Here is a 17,697-nt window from a genome sequence, read left to right on the forward strand (position 1 = left end):
GTCATAGTCTACCTCCCTTGGCGGCCCATCTCCCCGGGCCTTGGTTGAAGTCCGATCGCAGGCCTTATGGCGTGCGCGCGTTGATCTCCGGGCCACGCTCGAATGTCGGGGCGGGCACGGTATAGTTGAACGTGACGACATGACGGCCGGCAGTGAGCGCCTGATCGGCGCCTTCGGCAAGAGCCGCACCGTCGAGCTTTGCATCGCGATAGGCTTTGGACAGGCGCAGCGTGCCGCGGGCGCCTTGTGGCACCTCGATGTCGTAGCGCACCTTGTCGCCATCCAGCGTCCAGCCTGCCTTGATCAGGCCGGCGGGGCTCTCGTGGCTTGCCGCCACCGGCGACAGGCCATCGAGGATCACCGGCTCAAAAATGACGTGCTGGAAGGCAGGCGCCTTCTCGTCCGGCCGGAAGCCGGCGACACCTTCGAGCAGCCACTGGCAGACAGCGCCATAGGCATAGTGATTGTAGGAATTCATCTGCGGATTGTAGATTGAGCCGTCAGCCTGGATAGCGTCCCAGCGTTCCCAGATGGTCGTTGCGCCCATCTTGACCTGATAGAGCCAGCCCGGGACTTCTTCCTGCAGAAAGACTTCGCCGGCCATGCCCTGCTCGTCCAGTTTTACCAGCGCCGGCAGCAGCGCCGGCGTGCCGATGAAGCCAGTGCCGATACGGCCGTCGGTGCGATGGATGGCATTTTTGAAATAGGCCTTGGCCGCCTCATGCTTGTCGGCCGGGATCAGGTCATGCAGGAACGCCAGCGCATAGGACGTCTGGTCGTCGCCCGCGACGCGACCGGCCGGGGTGATAAATTCGCGGGCGAAGGCGTCCTTGACCTTGGCGGCCATCGCGCTCATTCGCTCGGCAGTTGCCGTGTCGCCGACAATGGTGGCAATTTTGCTGACCAGTGCCGAGGTGATGTGCAGGTAAAGCGTTGCCGCCGCATCGTCGCTGATGGTGGGCAGCGGCTTGGCGCTCGGCCCGCTTGGCTGCAGCCAGTCGCCGAAGGAGAAGCCACGGGCGCCCCAGGCGCGCGGCGGCTTGACGATCGGGCCCTCGCTGATCGACCAGACGAAATCCACCCACTTGACCATGGCCGGCAGGGTTTCGGCCAGGATTTCGGTGTCACCATAGTGCAGGTACAGCTGCCACGGCACCACGGCGATGGCATCGCCCCAGCCGGTTGAGCCATAAAAACCCGGATAGTCAGCAGGCTTCATTTTGGTGGGATCGGGCACGACATGGGGCACCGCGCCATCGTCGCGCTGGTCAGCCATCACGTCGCGGATCCACTTGCGGAAGAAGCCGCGCGTCTCGGCCAGATACATGGCTGTGCTGGCAAACACCTGTGCGTCGCCGGTCCAGCCCAGGCGCTCGTCGCGCTGCGGGCAATCGGTCGGCACTTCGATGAAATTGCCGCGCTGCGACCAGACGGTATTGAGGAACAGCCGATCGACTAGCGGATTGGCCGAGGTGAAGCTCGACTTGATTTCATTGACCGAACTGATTGGCACCGAGACCACGCTGATCAGCTCGGCCTTGCCGGTGATGGTGACGCGGGCATAGCGGAAGCCGTGGAAGGTGAAGTGCGGGCGGAATGCCTCGTCACCCGTCCCGGCCAGCGTATAGTCGACGATCGCCTCAGCGGTGCGGTAATTGACGTTGTAGAAATTGCCGTCCTTGTCGAGCACTTCGGCATGTTCCACCAGGACCTTGGCGCCAGCCTCGCCACGCACGGTGAAGGCAACATAGCCGCCGACATTCTGGCCGAAGTCGAATACCGGGCGTCCTTCGGCATCATTCCACTGCTTGACCACGGGCAGCACGTCGAGTTCGCGTACCGGCGTGGTTTCATGCGCCACCAGGCGTGTCTGGTCGAAGCTGATGACTGCGCTGCCGGCAGAGACCTTCGGCGCGATGCGCGCATCGTAGCGTTCGCCGAAATAGATGCCGGATTTCTGGATCGGCAGCTCGCCACTTTCCCAGCCGGCATCGGTGGCCAGCAGCACGTCGGCGCCGCTGTGCAGTTCGGCGATGGCGGCGATCTCATCGCCCCAGGTGTTGAAGATCGGTGCCTTGCCCCACATCATCTTCGAGCGTAGCCAGCCATCGGCCAGCCAGATGTCTATAGAGTTCTCGCCCGCCACCAGCAGGTCGGTGACATCATAGGTTTGGTAGCTCAGGCGGGTATCGTAGCTGGTCCAGCCGGGCGTCAGAATGTCCTTGCCGACGCGCTGGCCGTTGATGAAGCAGATATAGAGCCCCAGCGCGCTGATACGCAGCTGTTCGTGGCCGGAAACTGCATTCAGCGAGAAGCTCTTGCGCAGGAAAGAAGCCGGAGTGCCGACACCCTGATCGCTCAGCGGGCGAACCATCTTGGCGGTCCAGCCGGTGCGCGCGGATTTGGTAGTGGCGTCGAAAACTGCGGCATCAGACACGCGGACATCCTCCCTATGAACCGGTTTGTCCGGTGTAAACTGTTCTACGTGTAGCGTTCTACATTTTCGCACGCTTGGCAATAGGCAGTTTGTGGAATTCATGCGAGAAGGTGCAGTCGCCTGGGGAGGGCGGGAACGCATGACTACGAGCAAGACACCGAAGCCGGCGACACGGGCCACCATTCGCGAGGTGGCGCTGGACGCTGGCGTCTCCGTCGCGGCGGTCTCAAAAGTGCTGCGCGACGCCTATGGCGTCAGCGACACGCTGCGCGCCAAGGTGCGCAGCTCGATGGACAAGCTGAATTACCGCCCGCTGGCCTCAGCCCGCGGCATGCGTGGCCGCACCTATACGATCGGTCTGATCTTTCCTGACCTGCGCAATCCCTTTTTCGGCGACGTGTTTGCCGGAGTGAACTCGGCTCTGGAGCGCACGCAATACCAGGCGATGCAGGGCATCAGCGTCTCGGTGGAGGCGCTGACCGAAGCCATGATCGACCGGCAGATGGATGGCATCATTCTCGTCGGCCCCAATGAACCGCGCGCCACCCTGCTCGATATCGCCAGCCGCATCCCCATCGTCGCCATCGGCCATCACGACGATCCCGGCAGCACGCCTTTCGACATCGTCAACAATGACGACCAGCTCGGCGCGCGTCTCGTGGTCCGCCACTTGATCGGCAATGGCTTCCGCAATGTCGCCATGCTCAGCCTCAACAACCAGCCGTCGACGGTAATCCAGCAGCGCGAAATTGGCTATCGCATGGAAATGGTCGAACAGGGCTGTGGTGAAGCCATCAACATCGTCCGCGCCTCGCAGGTCACGCGCGATGTGCAGATTTCCGTGCGTCGCCTGCTGGAAAGCCCCGATCGGCCCGAGGCGATCTTCTGCTGGACCGACCTGATGGCTTTCGAGGCGATCAGCGTGGCCACCGAAATGGGCCTCAGCATCCCCGACGATGTCGCCATTGTCGGCTATGACAACACCATGTTCTGTGACTTCGCGCAGAACCGTCTCACCAGCGTCGACCAGTCCGGTGAATTGCTCGGCCTGCAGGCCACGCGCCTGTTGATCGAGCGCATCGAAGGCCGCTCCGAGAGCGAACAATTCGTGGTCATGCCCCGCGTGGTGGTTCGCGCCAGTTCAAAGCGCCGGCAGGTTCCGGACTAGCTCGAACTTGCAAGGCGGCTTAGGCTGGGTCCACTCGAGGATCGTTTCGCATGAGTGCTTCGCTTTACCCCGCCGGCTTTTACGACAATCGCCGCGCCCACACCGCCCATGCCGCCCACGGCGTGCTGGCGGCCCTGCCCCAGGGTCTCAGGCGGTCGAGCGTCGCCGATATCGGCTGCGGCACCGGCACCTGGCTGACGGCCGCGCTGGCGCAAGGCTCCCAAAGCGCCTTCGGCATTGAGGGAGACTGGGTGACGCCGGCCATGCTCGACGATGCGCGCATCGTCTTTGCCCCGCAGGATCTCGAACAGCGCTTCACCGGCCCGCGTGTCGATCTCGCCCTGTCGCTGGAAGTGGCCGAACACCTCTCGCCCGAACGCGCCGAAAGCTTCGTCGTAGACCTCGTGGCCCTGGCGTCCGCTGTGCTGTTCAGCGCCGCCATTCCCGGCCAGGGCGGCGTCGGTCATCTGAATGAGCAATGGCAAAGCTGGTGGGCCGGCCTCTTCGCCGTGCACAACTATCGCGCCTATGACGTGATCCGCCCGGCGATCTGGACCGACGAGGCTATCCCCGCCTGGTACCGCCAGAACGCCATACTCTATCTCGACGCCACCACCGCCATCGCGCTGAACCTCACGCCGACCGCCCCCACCCTGCTCGACCGCGTGCATCCGGCCTTCTGGAACCGCGCCAATCGCGAACTGGCCTATGCCAATGCCCTGCCGGAATCCGAAGTGCTGCGGCGGCAGTCCGAGGCGGCCCAGCAGCAATAGTCAGCGCACCGCCCAGAGCAGCCCGCGGCGCAGGATTTCCCTTACCGGACCATCGGCCAGTTCATCGACCGTATGCCCTAACGAGGAATAAAACACCCGGCCCCGGTCATGCATGGTGGTGAACACCACGGGCATCACCACGCCCTTCCGCCAGGGATGAAATTCGCCCGAGAAGGTCGTCGTCGCCAGCACCTCCACCGCCGGGTCGTAGTTGAGATAATACTGCTCGGACGTGTGTTCGAAGCTCTTGATCCCAGCCAGCAGCGCATTGTCGCCGACGTCCACCCGATAGGTGATGATATTGCCCGGATGCTGCACCCAGTAGACGCTGGCCATGTAGCGAAACGGCACGGAGCTGCGAAAACTCGTTGCTAGCCCCATGTGGTAGCCCGCCAGCCCGGTCCCCGCCTGCACAGCGTCTACGAGGTTGGCCATCTTCTCCGGCGCCAGCGTACCATCGGTGATCACCGGCACGACGAGGTCGTTGCTGCCGACGTCCTCGGCACCCAACGCATCATAATCCCCCGTCACCGTGACGGTGAAACCCTCGGCTTCCAGCAGCTCGCGCACAACCTGCGCGCCCCGCTCGGGCGTATGCAGCTCCATGCCGCCCCAGACCACCAGTGCCTTTTTCATAGCCCAATCCCCACCGCCCTTGTGCGATGCACGCCCTTGGGCACAAAGGCAAAACTGTCCGCTATGCCCAGCAGATCTGCTGCCAGGTGGATGACCGAGAGCCACATTTCAGCGCCCTGCAGGCTCGGCGCCTGACCATCGGCAAAGGCGAAGCCCTGCCCGTCCACCCAGCGCTCTTCGGCCCGCGCGATCACCGCCCTGGCAATGGACTCCGCCTCGGCACGGCGATAGTCGCCCTGTTTGAGGCACAGCAACAGCGGATGAATGGTGTCGAGCAGGTTACAGGCCGTATAGGTCGGGCCGGAAAAGCCGCCATAATTGCGATAGTTGAGCAGCACGGAATCCGTGGCCCGCTCGGCATTGGGCACCGGCAGGCCGAACTGGGCATAGGTGCCGCGAGTGAGCCGGTAGAAGCCATTGACCGGCTGCAGCAGGCCCTCGTCGGGTGTGGGCGAACCCCAGAGCCCGGTGGCGCGATCCTGCCGCATCGCCAGCCAGCCGAACAGCACCTCTCGCGCGCGGCCGGTCGAAAAATAGCGCGCGTTGTAATAGAGCGCCGTGCCGATGGCATCCACCGCCGCCCCGGCGCCCCAGGCCCGCTCGCGCCAGGTGAGGCTGTCCAGCCAATCGCAGAGTTCATTCGCGTCCAGTTCCACCGCCGCGATCCGGTGCAGCGGCTTGCCGCCCAAAACCTCGATGGCATAACCAACCGACAGCACATTATAGAGCGCCAGCCCGTCATCCCGCGTGGCCTGCCCCGGTGCTACCGGTCGGTGCGGATCGGGAAACAGCCCGCTTACCGGATCCTGCAGCGCCTGCAGCTCGGCCAGCGTCGCCGCAACATCCAGCCCTTCGGGCAAACTATCAAAACCGGCCGCTAGTTCTATGGCATCATTGCGATGCCGGGCCGAGCGCCGCACCTGCCCATCCGCCTCGCGCGACACATAATCACCGCCCTCGCGATAGGCTGCCAGGACCTCCGGCAGCTGTGCCTTTGCCAAGGTCCCCAGCCGGCCCAGCGTCGCGACCGCGTCACCCTTCGCCGACTGCCCGCGATAACGGACCACCTTCGCCGGCACACCGCCGACAATGGCCATGCCCGGCACGTCCTTGCTGACCACGGCGCCCGCCGCAATCACCGCGCCCCGCCCTATGGTCACCCCATCGAGCACCACGGCATTGGCGCCAATCCACACATCGTCCTCGATCACAATGCCCAGGCTCTCGTGCTTCTGGGTGTGGATGGGAACTGTCGGATCATCGAAGCCATGGTTGAAGCCGACGATGGAGACATGGCTGGCGATGCGCACGCCGTCGCCGCAGCGCACCTTGCCCGAAATCATCGCATAGGGATTGATCGTGGTATGGGCGCCAAATTCCACGTCGCCCCGCACCAACGCATGGCCGGCGATCCAGCTCTTCTCGCCCAGCACCAGATGCTCGGTAAAGATCGCCGCCTCCGCCGCCACATAAGCAGAGGGATGAAAACTCGCCCCCGCCACGCGTGCCCAATGCGCCTGCCGCGCCCGATGCTCCGGACTCTCGATATCGGCGGGCGTGCGATCCCAGGTCAGGAACTGCAGCCTTGCCTCGTGGTCGGCGTCGATGCCGTGGTCATCGGTCATGCGAACGCTGCTCATGCCAACCGCTCTAGCAATGCCGGTTCAACCTCGAATTCCAGCCTCTGACCCGCCACAAAGCGCTCCACTTCCTCGACCGCCAGTTCGCCCAGCCGCAGCCGCTCGGTTCCCACAGCCCCCGCAACATGCGGCGTGAGGAAAACATTAGGCAGACTATAGAGCGGGGAATTGCTTTCGGGAATTTCCGGATCGGTGACGTCGATCACCGCGTGAATGCGCCCGCTCTGCAATTCGGCAATCAGCGCCGCCTCGTCGACCAGCGCGCCGCGCGCGGTGTTGATGAAGGCTGCGCCGTCCTGCATCAGCTTGAACTGGCGGGAGCCGATCATCGCCCGCGTCGCCGGCAGCGACGGCGCATGCACCGAGACCACGTCCGAGCGCGCCATCAGCGTGTCGAGATCGACCAGCTCAGCCCCCGCCAGCACCGGATCGCCCTTGCTGACGAAGGGGTCGCTGATCAATACGGTGAAGTCGAACCCCGCCAGCATCTTCGCCACCCTCCGGCCGATGCGCGAGGCGCCGACCAGGCCAATGGTGCGATGGTAATTGCCGATCGGCTCGTCCATCAGGGCGTAGCTGCTGCGCCGGCCCGGATCGGCCCGGTACCGGTCGCGCAGTTCGAACACCCGCTTGTTGGCAAAAAGGATCGCCGCCAGGGTGAATTCGGCCACCGGCACCGCATTGGCATCGGCGGCATGGGTCACTTTGATGCCGGCGGCATAGACGGACGGATCGAGGGTGAACTTCACTGTGCCCGCCGCGTGGGCGATCAGCTTGAGATTGGGGGCAGCGCGCACCACCTCCCCCGTCACCATGGGACAGCCCCAGCCGGTGACGAGGATGTCGATTTCGCCCAGCACTTGGCGCGCTTCGGCACTGGAAAACTCTTCCAGCGGCGCAGCGCGCACCACGTCGCAAGTCCGCGCCAGTCGCGCCAGCGCCTCGCTGTCGAACACATGCCTGGTCTTGTCCGCCGCCATGGCGAAGGCGAGTTTGGGTCTCATCAGAACCGCTCCGGCACCAGAATGGCGCTGACATCGACACCCTCGCGGGCAAATAGCGCCTCCAGCGCAGCCAGATCGGGAGCCGAGGGGGGCTGCCGCAAAACTGCCTCGGCTCCCTCGCCCGCCGGCAGCGCTAGGGCCGCCGTCACCAGCACCGTCGTTCCGGCGGGGATATCGCCGCGCAATTGCGGCACGATCGTCTTGGAGACGATCAGATTGGTGTTGGGATAAGCGCGGTGCGCCCGGCCTTCGCGCTGGCCACTGAGATCGACAACGGCGCTGAGGTCGGTGACGCTTTTGGCCACGGCGCGGCCCGCTTCGTCGATGTAAGTGTCGGCATTGAGATCGGCCCGCCCGATAGCAAACCCGCCTTCGGTAGCATGCAGCGCGCGTGGCGTGGTGATCCGATGCACCCGGATGTGCCAGGGATTGGCCGGGACCAGCCAGGTTTCGACCGTCACGTCGCTCCAGGGTTTCCATCTGGCGAACAGCCTATCGCCGGCGATCTGGGCAAGTTCGTTGGTTTCGCGCACGCGGTAGTGGCGGCCGTCGTCGGAAAAGGCCAGGGCCCCGTCGAAGGCGCCCATATTGTAGGCGCGCTCGTCCACTTCCACCGAAAAACCGTAACGGCTGGCATAGACAAACTTGGCATATTTCTCGGTGCCATTGCGCATCTGCCAGTTCTGCTGGCCGCTCGACAGCGCCACCACATTGCCGGGCGTGTGCATCATCACCATGCCGGGGTGCTTCAGCGGGACAGGTGCCTCATCGGTTACCGCTGCGCTTTCCTCGTCGGTCCAGAACGGATGATCCTCCGGCAGGGCGAGCGGCAGGAAGGCCTTCAGCGCCCAATAGGGCGAGCCGGCCGAATTATAGCTCTCCGACATGAAGAGGTTGGGATAGCCATAGCCGATACTCAGAATCCCATCGCGATTGGCAATCGGCTTGTCGGCCCACCAGCGCAGGTGGCGCATATATTGGCCCTTGATCTCGCCCCAGGGCAAGGCCTCGAGATCGGCAAAGGCCAGCGCGCCCCAGATGCCACCGCAGGCGAAGCGATAGGTGAGGCTGCGGCCGAAGGCTAAGGTGCCGCCCTCGTCGTCGAACCAATGGCGAATGTCCTTGGCAAACAGCGCTGCGCGTTCTCTATAGGCCGCCACGCGCTTGTCGTCGCCCTTGGCCAGCTTGGCGTAGATCAGGCCGTAGAAATGCATGGCGAAGGGAATGTAGTGGTCGATGCGGCGCACATTGCCGTCACGATACCAGCCATCGCCGAGATAGAAACCATCCAGCTCTTCGAGATATTTCTCGGTCAGCGAGCGGTCGAAATCGACGCCGCATTCCTCCAGCCCCAGGTCCACGAGGATGCGGAAGAATTTCCAGTTGTTGTCGGCATAGTCGAACTGCCGCGCGTGCTTGAGATAGGCGGCGAGGTTGTCTTTGGCCTTCTGCGGCAGCGGCTCCCAGACCAGATGCGGCAGCAGCCGCAGAGTGAAGCCGATGGCGGCGAGTTCCACCATGCGCTGGTCGGTGGCATTGACCTGGCCCCAGTATTCGGGATGGTCGGGATCGGTGCCATTAGCGAGGCCGTTGCGATAGAGTGCCCAGTGATCGAATTCACCGCCGCCAGCCGCCAGCGGGGTCAGGCCCCAGAGCGGGCGGGCGAAGCCTTCGAGGTCAGCGGCAGCGCGGTCGAAATGCGCGCCAGCGCCGTCGAGCCGCACGCGCGCCCCGCCTTCGGAAAAGAAAGGCAGCAGCGGATTGAACAGGTCACGCAACGCCTTTTCCACATCGGCGCGGCTCTTGAGCGGATTGCCATGCAGCGGATTGGCGCTCACGGGATCATAAGTCATCAGGCGATTTCCTTAACAGGCGCGTCGTCATAGGCGCCCTTCAAGTTGAGCTGTTCGGCAAAGTGGCAGGCCGCTTCCTGCGCCATGCCCGCGATGGGTCGCAGCACTGGCTTTTCAGTCCGGCAGCGGTCCTCGGCATATTTGCAGCGGGTGTTGAACGGGCAGCCCGTCGGGCGATTGCCGAGATAGGGGATTTCCCCGCGCACTTCGGTCTTCCGCACCTTGCGCCGCAGCGGATCGGCGATCGGCAGCGTGTCGAGCAGCAGCTCGGTATAGGGGTGGCGCGGCCGTTCGAAGAGCATTTCGGTGGGCGCATTTTCCACCACATGGCCGAGATACATCACCACCACGCGGTCAGCGATATAGTTGACCACGCCCAGATCATGGCTGATGAAAATATAGGTCAGGCCAAACTCGGTCTTGAGATCCTCCAGCAGGTTCAGCACCTGGGCCTGGATGGAGACGTCGAGCGCCGAAACCGCCTCGTCGGCGATCACCAGTTTGGGGTCGAGCACCAGCGCCCGGGCAATGCCGATGCGTTGCCGCTGGCCACCGGAAAAGGCGTGGGGATAGCGGCCAACCGCCTCGGCCGGAATGCCGACCTTTTCCAGGGTGGAAATCACCCGCTCTTCGAGCTCACGGCCCTTGCAGATGCGGTGGATGCGCAAGGGCTCGGCGACGATGTCGAAGACCCGCATATAGGGGTTGAGCGAGCTCATCGGGTCCTGGAAGATCATGCGGATATCCTGACGCCACGGCTTGATCTCGCGCTTGGAGAGCGCGGTCAGCTCCACATCGCCGCCGGACTTTGGATGATAGACCACCCTGCCCTCGCTGGAGCTTTGCGCCTGGATGATACAGCGGCCGAGGGTCGTCTTGCCGCAGCCGCTTTCGCCGACAATGGCCAGGGTTTCGCCCGCCTCGACCGTCAGGTTGATATCGGTCAGCGCATCGAGCCGGCGTTCCTTGCCGAACAGGCCGCCGCTCAGCAGGAAATGCTTGGAGAGATGGTCGACGGTCAGCAGCGTGCTCATGCCACGACCTCCGCAGGTTGGCGCGTCAGCAGATGACAGCGCGCGTGGTGGCCATTGCCCAGCGCGGTCCGCTCAGGCCTGACCGTGGCGCAGGGCTCGAAGGCATGGGGGCAGCGGCTGGTGAAGGCACAGCCCTCGGGCCGGTCGCGTGGCGCCGGCACCGTGCCCTTGATCGGCGACAGCCGCACCCGGTCGGCCTTGCGCGCCATCTTGGGAATGGAGCTCATCAGGGCCTGAGTATAGGGGTGGCTGGGGGCGGCAAAGACGTCGAAGACGCTGCCCTGCTCCACCACGTCGCCCAGATACATTACCGCCACTTCATCGGCGATTTCGGCCACCACGCCCAGATCATGGGTGATGAACAGCATGGCCATGCCGAAATCGGCCTGTAGCTGCCGCAATAGATCAAGGATCTGTGCCTGGGTGGTGACATCGAGCGCCGTGGTCGGCTCGTCGGCGATCAGCACCTTCGGCGCACAGGCCAAGGCCATGGCGATCATGGCGCGCTGCCGCAACCCGCCGGAGAGCTGGAACGGATAGCTGTCCGCCCGCTCCCGCGCGCCGGGAATGCCGACCTGGTCGAACAAAGCCACGGTGCGTTCGCGCGCCTGCTTGGGTTTCAGCCGCTCGTGCAGGATCAGCATTTCATCGATCTGGTCGCCGATCGTATGCACCGGCGACAGCGAGGTCATCGGCTCCTGGAAGATCATCGAGATCTCCCTGCCGCGAATGGCGCGCAGCGGCAGGCTGTCGGCCTTGAGTTTTGCGATATCGGTCGGCGGTTCGTCGCCCGGCGCAAACAGCATCGAGCCGCGCTGGATGCGGGCATTCCTGTCGAGCAGCCGCAGCACCGACCGCGCCGTCACCGACTTGCCGCAGCCGCTTTCGCCGACCAGCGCCAGCGTCTTACCGGGCGAGAGCGTCAGGTCAACCTGGCGCACGGCCTCGATGTCCGCCTCGTCGGGCGAGGAGAAGACGATCGACATGTCCTTGATGGTCAGAATGGGTTTAGCGTCCATGGGGATCAGCGGCATCGCGAAGGCCGTCTCCGAAAAAGTTCATGGCAAGGATGATGACGACGACGCAGACGCCCGGAGCCAGAAGCCAGGGCGCACTGGCCAGCGTGCGGATATTCTGTGCGTCCTGCAGCAGCGTGCCCCAGCTGACGATGGGCGCCTGAAGGCCGAGGCCCAGGAAGCTCAGCGCCGTTTCGGCGAGGATCATACCGGGAATGGCCAGCGTCGCCGCGGCGATGATGTGGCTCATGAAGCTGGGCACCATGTGCCTTGTGATGATGCGCCAGTCGCTGGCACCGTCGAGCTGCGCCGCGGTGACGAAATCTTCTGTCCGTAGCGAGAGGAACCTTCCCCGCACCACGCGCGCCAGCTCGGTCCAGCCGATCAGGCTCAGGATCAGCGTGATGGCAAAATAGGTCTGTAGCGCGCTCCAGTCCTTGGGCATGGCTGCGGCAAGGCCGAGCCAGAGCGGAATGGTGGGCATGGAACGGATGAACTCGACGACGCGCATGGTGGCGCTGTCGAACCAGCCACCGTAATAGCCGGCAAAGCCGCCGATCACGATGCCGAAGAACAGGCTCAGCGTCACGCCCGCCAGGCCGATGGACAGCGAGATGCGCGTGCCATGGATCAGCCGGCTCAGCATGTCGCGGCCGAGACGATCAGCGCCCAGGATATAGAAGGGGTCGCGCGGGTTTTCGACGCCGATGAATTTTGTGGTCAGCGGGATGAAGCCGAATAGATTGTACGGCTTGCTCTCGGCAAAGAAGCGCACCGGCAGGCGGACCTCCTCGTCGATCACAAAGGTGCGGCGCAGCGCCACCGGGTCGATCTCGGTTTTGTAGCCATAGACGTAAGGCCCGAATTCCCAGCCGCCATCCTCGTTCACCGCCACGAAATGCAGGCCCTGCGGCGGCGCATAGGTATAGCGGGCGCTATAGGCCGAGGGGTCGACAGGGGCGAGGAATTCCGCAAACAGCGCCACGGCATAAAAGAGCGCCGCGATCCACAGGCTCACCACCGCCAGCTTGTGGCGCTTGAAGCGGCGCCACATCAGCCCGAACTGGCTTTCGCGCGCGGGACGCTTGATGGCCACAGGGTGGGTTACGTCGAGATGCATGGTTTCGGTGGCCATCTATTTGCTCCCGTAACGGATGCGGGGATCGATCAGGGCGAGCAATATGTCCGAGATCACCGTGCCGATGACCGTCAGAACCGAGAGCAGCAGGATGATCGCGCCGGCCAGATACATGTCCTGCGTGGTCAGCGAGCGCAGCAGCATGGGGCCGGCCGTTGGCAGGTTCATCACCACCGAGACGATGACCGAGCCCGAAACCAGCGCCGGCAGCAGCCAGCCAATGGTGGAAATCAGCGGATTGAGCGCCAGCCGCACCGGGTATTTGAGGATGACCTTCCACTCGGGCAGGCCCTTGGCGCGGGCCGTTGTCACATAGGGTTTCTGCAGCTCGTCGAGCAGGTTGGCGCGCAGGATGCGGATCAGCTCGGCCGTGCCGGCTGTCGCCAGCACCAGCACCGGCGCCCAGGCATGGGCCAGGAAGTCCCAGATGCGCGGCAGGCTCCAGCGCGCCGTCTCGAACTGCGGCGAGAACAGGCCGCCCATGGTGGTGCCGAACCAGATATAGGCGAGGTACATCAGGATCAGCGCGAAGAAGAAATTGGGTACGGCGAGGCCAATAAAACCGGCGACGGTCGCCAGATAATCGCCCAACGAATATTTACGCACCGCCACGTAGATGCCGATCGGCACGGCGATGACCCACATGACAATGACGGCAAGGCCCTCGACCATGATCGAGTTGCCGAGGCGCCCCCAGATCAATTCCCAGACCGGCCGCTTCCATTCAAAGCTCTGGCCGAAATTGCCCTGCACGATGCCGGTGATCCATTTCCAATACTGGATATAGAAGGGCTCGCCGAGCCCGTACTGGACGCGCAGGTTCTCGATCACCCGCGGATCGACCTGGTCACCGGTCGACGACAGCTGCGCGATATAGCTGGTCAGATAGTCGCCTGGCGGAAGCTGGATGATGGCGAAGGCCACGATCGAGACGGCAACAAGCGTGAGCAGCATGGCGATCAGTCGCCGGATGATAAAACCGAGCATGACAGGCCCTTCCAGTGGTTTCTATGTCCCCCCGCGGCATGGGAGCGCCGCGAGGGGTGGAAGCGGGGGGAGGTCTGCCCGCTATTCGAAATACCAGGTGACCGGGTCCATCGGCGCTGGCGTCGGGAACAGCCAGGCGTTGAACATGGAGTCGGGCACGTTCTTGAGGTTGTTGCGCACGATCGAGTAGGAGTTCGGCATCAGGCTCACGCCGACCACCGGGAACTGTTCCTTGGTGATGGCGAGGACTTGGCGGAACAGATCGGCGCGCTTTTCCGGATCGGCTTCGGCGCGGACCTGGTTGTAGAGGTCCATCTGCTCCTTGGCCCAATCAGCCGGCTCGACGGCGATTTCGGGCCGCGTGCCATTGAACCACTGTGCCCAGCGATAGGCCCAGACCGATTCATCGCTGAAGGGGAAGTAGTAGCGTGGCTCCTGAAGCGCCTCGATGCCGCCGTCACCGGCCCAGATCTGGGCGTCGAACTCACCGGCCGGGCGCTTTTCATAGAACAGCGTGCGGTCGATATTGTTGAGCTCGAGCTCGATGCCGGCAGCGCCAAGCTGGAGCTGCATGATTTCGAGCATGTCGATCCATTCCGGCCGCAGGGCCGAAATCACGTCGACGGTGATCTTGGCAGGATTGCCGTCGCTCATCAGATAGATGCCGTCGCCATTGCGTTCGACAAGGCCGGCGGCCTCGAAATGCTGGGCGGCGAGATCGGGATCGAACTGGGTATATTGCTTGGCCAGTTCCTCATCATAGAACTGGCTTTCCGGGCGCGGCGCGACCTGGAAGGGTTCGCCCTGGCCGGTAAAGACCACGTCGATGATTTCCTGGCGGTCGATAGCGTGCGACAGGCCGACGCGGAAGTCCTTGCTATTGTAGAGCGCGTTCTTGACCGGATCGAGATGGTTGAGATTGAGCTGCAGCACCAGCGTATTGGACGCCGAGGGGATGACTTCGCCCAGATGATAGCCACCGGCTTCCTGGCCGTCGAAGAACAGCGGCTTGTTGACGTTGGTGGCGATGTGGCGTTCCTGGAAATCGATCTCGCCGTTGAGCGCGGCCAGTGTCAGTTCCTCGACGCCGCCCTGGCTCACCCGCATGTCGAGATTGTCGATATAGGGCAGCTGGTTACCGGCGCTGTCGGTCTTGAAATAATAGGGATTGCGCTTCCAGGTGACGCGGGCGGCATTGGCCGACAGCGGCTGGTCGATCACCCATGGATACAGCACGGGCAGGTCGGGATTGGAGAAGCGAATGGTTTCCCAGCCCCAGGCGCAGCGATCCTGCAGATACAGCGCCCAGCTATCGAAGCCGGCGGCCTTGGCTTCGGCTTCGGCATTCTCGTTATAGGTGGGGTGGAACTGGCTGCAGTATTTCTTCTGCAGCGAGGTGATGTGCAACCCATCGGTCGAGGCCAGGGTTTCAAGGAACATGCCGTTGGGCTTGGCGAAGGTGAACTTGAAGCTGGTGTCGTCGATGACGGTCAGCGTCGCCGGATTGTTCTTGTTGTCGATCCAGCTATTGGCCGGATAATCGGGGTCATTGTAGATTTCCACCGTGAAGGCGATGTCTTCAGTGGTGAAGGGCGTTCCGTCGCTCCACTTCACGCCGTCGCGCAGCTTGAAGGTATATTCGGTGGCGTCGGCATTGGATTCCCATCTTTCAGCCAGGTTGGGCAGCACGCCTTTCCACTCATGGTCGTAGCGCAGCAGGCCTTCATAGGCGACGGTCTTGACGATCATGCCATTGTCGCCGCCGCCATTCATGCCCATGCGCCAGGTGCCGCCATAGGTTCCGACGCTCGGGCCATCCACCACCAGCGGATTGACCGGCAGGCGTTCGGCGACCGGCGGCAGCGTGCCGGCCGATACCAGCTCATCCAGTGCTGGCGACTGTTGCTGCGCCAGAGCTGGCGCCGCCGCGAGCATCATTGCCGCGAGAGCCACCGCCCCGGTCAAACCGAAGACATTGTCTTTCCTCATCCTCATCCTCATCCTCCCTGTTCCGGGCATTGACCCGGCGTTGCGTTCGGCGTCCGGTTGTTCCTCCACCCGGAGAGCCGCTTCAGTCTCCTGGCTCGCCTTGCAGCGAGCAGCACTCCCGCCCTTCAGAGCGGCGAGATGGTCAGCGCGAGGCGCCCGTCCCGGTCTTGCTGCCGGGGGGTGAACACCACGCGAATAAGATCGACGGCGGGCTGGTATTGCTTTTCGACGCCATCATGCCGGTCGAGGGAAACGTCCACCGCGCCGGCGTCATAATCGACCCGCAGGCCGGCGCTCTCGTCGCCGATCACCACGGCACCATTGCCGGTGGTCACGCCGAGCGGCGTCACCAGCACCGACTGGAAATCTCCGGGCCCGTTGGCAAAGGCAAAGCTGTCTTCGAGCAGCACGCGACCGCCCGGCGTCAGCCGGTCAAAACGCAGGCTGCGCTGCAAAGCGCTCAGCCCTGCCTCGGACGGATAGGCGGCGGCCATATCGAGCTCGAGGCGGTCCTCGTCAGCGCCATGGGTGTGTCGCAGCACCGTCGCGGCATGGGATCGGCCCGCCGCCTGCTCCACGCCATTGACCAGCGGCACCGAATGGCCGCGCGAGGAGGCCATGATGTTGTCGTAGCGCTCCGGTCCGAAATAGGCTTTCGAATAACGCCCCCTGCCCGGATCGGTCAGCACCACTTTGCCGCCAACCACGACCATGAACGAGCCGACGTCGTTCTGATTGTGCATTTCGTCATTATTGCCGCCCTTGGCCGCAAGGCGGAGGGAGTTGGGATCGGCCGGTTCGAGGCGGCTGATCATCCAGCCCATGTCCGCGTACCAGTCGTGCGCACTGCCACCGAACGCCGTGTCACTGTCGGGCAGCGGCCAGGCATATTGGCGCAGCGGCCAGGCGAACTGGTTGAATACCTCCACCGCATAGTCATTACGCATGCCGAGCTCGGTCAGCGCCGGCAACTCAAGCCGCTGTGCCAGATGGCTCAACAGGCCGGGATGGAACGTCGGATTGCTGTCGGAATCCGAAAAGCTGGTCCAGACGCCCTGCGTGAGAACCGTGCGCACCGGAAACTGCGCAATATCGCGCACCTGGAGATCATCGAGCAGGTCGATGGCGCCGCCGGTGCGGGCATGCAGCAGTTGCGCCAGCACGACATAATTGCCAAAGCCATAGGACCAGTAATCCGGCCCCTCGGTCGAACCGCCCTGGCCATCGAAGGTTTCAAGATAATCGGCAAGGCTATGCAGCCCGCGCGTGATGATCTCGGCCAGCCGGTCGAGATCAGTCTCGAGAAAGCAAGCCGCCCCGACCACACCCGCCACGCAGACCGCCGTCCAGTTGTTGACCTGCTTTTCCGGCGTCGTATGCAGCCACCAGTGATCATTGCGCTCAAGAAATGGTGCCACCGCCCTGCGATTGACCTCGCTGCGGATACGGGCCCGCAGGCTCGGCGACAGCCTGTCACCCAGCAGGTAATCGGCTTCGGCCAGATCCAGCGCCGTCATCGCAGCGGCGAGGTCCAGCGTCGGACGATCGGGAAAATCCAGCGTGCGGGCATGCGCCGGCCAGGCCCAATTGGTTTCTTCCAGCCGCGCCCACAGCAGGTTTTCGGCCGCGGCGGCAAAACCGCCCTGCCCCTCCAGCCATTCGGCCAGCGTCAGGCGATACAGCATGTTGCGGCGCTGACGCTGGGCATCTTCATAGCCCTCGCGCATACCGCTGCGCTGGAATTCGAGATAGAGTTCTGCGGGCAAGGCCGGGATCGCAACGACAGCATCTTGGGTGGCGGCTGACCGAAGCTGCTCGACCGCCTCGGTGCCGATACGCTGACGGATGGCGGCGGCGTCGCTCGGGAACGGCGCAAAGGCGGGAGCGCTTTGCAGCGCCAGTCGCATATGCTTGACGTTCCACCGTCGCAAATCCATTGCCATCCTCCTGGGTGGCCGCCCGTTCACGACCCGGCGCCTTAAGACGCCCATCCAAGGTAGGAGGAGTTTTACGCAAGATCAA

General features: G+C 63.7%; 13 protein-coding genes. 2 read left to right on the top strand and 11 right to left on the bottom strand.

Features of this window, described 5'->3' with window-relative positions; translation table 11 throughout:
- Window positions 1-64: 64 nt before the first annotated feature.
- Complete coding sequence (locus BM045_RS03500; protein ID WP_244522904.1) at window positions 65-2,374, bottom strand: alpha-L-rhamnosidase; 2,310 nt, start codon at window positions 2,372-2,374, stop codon at window positions 65-67.
- Between the two features lie 202 nt (window positions 2,375-2,576).
- Between BM045_RS03500 and BM045_RS03505 the strand changes: the two genes are divergently transcribed.
- Both BM045_RS03505 and BM045_RS03510 read left to right on the top strand, forming a co-directional pair.
- A complete protein-coding gene (locus BM045_RS03505) occupies window positions 2,577-3,605 on the top strand; it encodes a LacI family DNA-binding transcriptional regulator (protein ID WP_092179690.1) in 1,029 nt (342 codons plus the stop codon).
- Window positions 3,606-3,655: 50 nt separating this feature from the next.
- Window positions 3,656-4,378, top strand: coding sequence for a class I SAM-dependent methyltransferase (locus tag BM045_RS03510; RefSeq protein ID WP_092179692.1), 723 nt, complete (start codon window positions 3,656-3,658; stop codon window positions 4,376-4,378).
- Here BM045_RS03510 and BM045_RS03515 read toward each other — a convergent pair whose 3' ends face one another.
- From BM045_RS03515 to BM045_RS03560, 10 genes are all read right to left on the bottom strand, one after another.
- Window positions 4,379-5,014, bottom strand: a complete 636-nt coding sequence (locus BM045_RS03515; protein WP_092179694.1) for a ThuA domain-containing protein — start codon at window positions 5,012-5,014, stop codon at window positions 4,379-4,381.
- A complete protein-coding gene (locus tag BM045_RS03520) occupies window positions 5,011-6,654 on the bottom strand; it encodes an acyltransferase (RefSeq protein ID WP_244522864.1) in 1,644 nt (547 codons plus the stop codon). Before BM045_RS03520 ends, BM045_RS03515 begins: the two co-directional genes overlap by 4 nt.
- Entirely contained in the window at window positions 6,651-7,661 is a 1,011-nt protein-coding gene (locus BM045_RS03525; RefSeq protein WP_092180889.1) for a hydroxyacid dehydrogenase, read from the bottom strand. Before BM045_RS03525 ends, BM045_RS03520 begins: the two co-directional genes overlap by 4 nt.
- Window positions 7,658-9,511: a DUF2264 domain-containing protein gene (locus tag BM045_RS03530; protein WP_092179696.1), complete on the bottom strand. Its 1,854-nt coding sequence runs from the start codon at window positions 9,509-9,511 to the stop codon at window positions 7,658-7,660. Before BM045_RS03530 ends, BM045_RS03525 begins: the two co-directional genes overlap by 4 nt.
- A complete protein-coding gene (locus BM045_RS03535; RefSeq protein WP_092179698.1) occupies window positions 9,511-10,545 on the bottom strand; it encodes an ABC transporter ATP-binding protein in 1,035 nt (344 codons plus the stop codon). The genes BM045_RS03530 and BM045_RS03535 overlap by 1 nt, the downstream gene beginning before the upstream one ends.
- Window positions 10,542-11,579, bottom strand: coding sequence for an ABC transporter ATP-binding protein (locus BM045_RS03540; RefSeq protein ID WP_244522865.1), 1,038 nt, complete (start codon window positions 11,577-11,579; stop codon window positions 10,542-10,544). Before BM045_RS03540 ends, BM045_RS03535 begins: the two co-directional genes overlap by 4 nt.
- Window positions 11,554-12,696, bottom strand: a complete 1,143-nt coding sequence (locus tag BM045_RS03545; RefSeq protein WP_210184974.1) for an ABC transporter permease — start codon at window positions 12,694-12,696, stop codon at window positions 11,554-11,556. The genes BM045_RS03540 and BM045_RS03545 overlap by 26 nt, the downstream gene beginning before the upstream one ends.
- On the bottom strand, window positions 12,697-13,686 hold the full coding sequence (locus BM045_RS03550; protein WP_092179700.1) for an ABC transporter permease: 990 nt from the start codon (window positions 13,684-13,686) through the stop codon (window positions 12,697-12,699).
- An 81-nt stretch (window positions 13,687-13,767) separates the two neighbouring features.
- Window positions 13,768-15,681 carry an ABC transporter substrate-binding protein gene (locus tag BM045_RS03555; protein WP_170848348.1) on the bottom strand — a complete coding sequence of 638 codons (1,914 nt, stop codon included), beginning with the start codon at window positions 15,679-15,681 and terminating at the stop codon, window positions 13,768-13,770.
- Between the two features lie 119 nt (window positions 15,682-15,800).
- On the bottom strand, window positions 15,801-17,612 hold the full coding sequence (locus BM045_RS03560) for a heparinase II/III domain-containing protein (protein ID WP_170848349.1): 1,812 nt from the start codon (window positions 17,610-17,612) through the stop codon (window positions 15,801-15,803).
- Between the last annotated feature and the right edge of the window lie 85 nt (window positions 17,613-17,697).

The sequence above is a fragment of the Devosia sp. YR412 genome (genome assembly GCF_900110945.1).
In the GTDB taxonomy this organism is placed as follows: domain Bacteria; phylum Pseudomonadota; class Alphaproteobacteria; order Rhizobiales; family Devosiaceae; genus Devosia.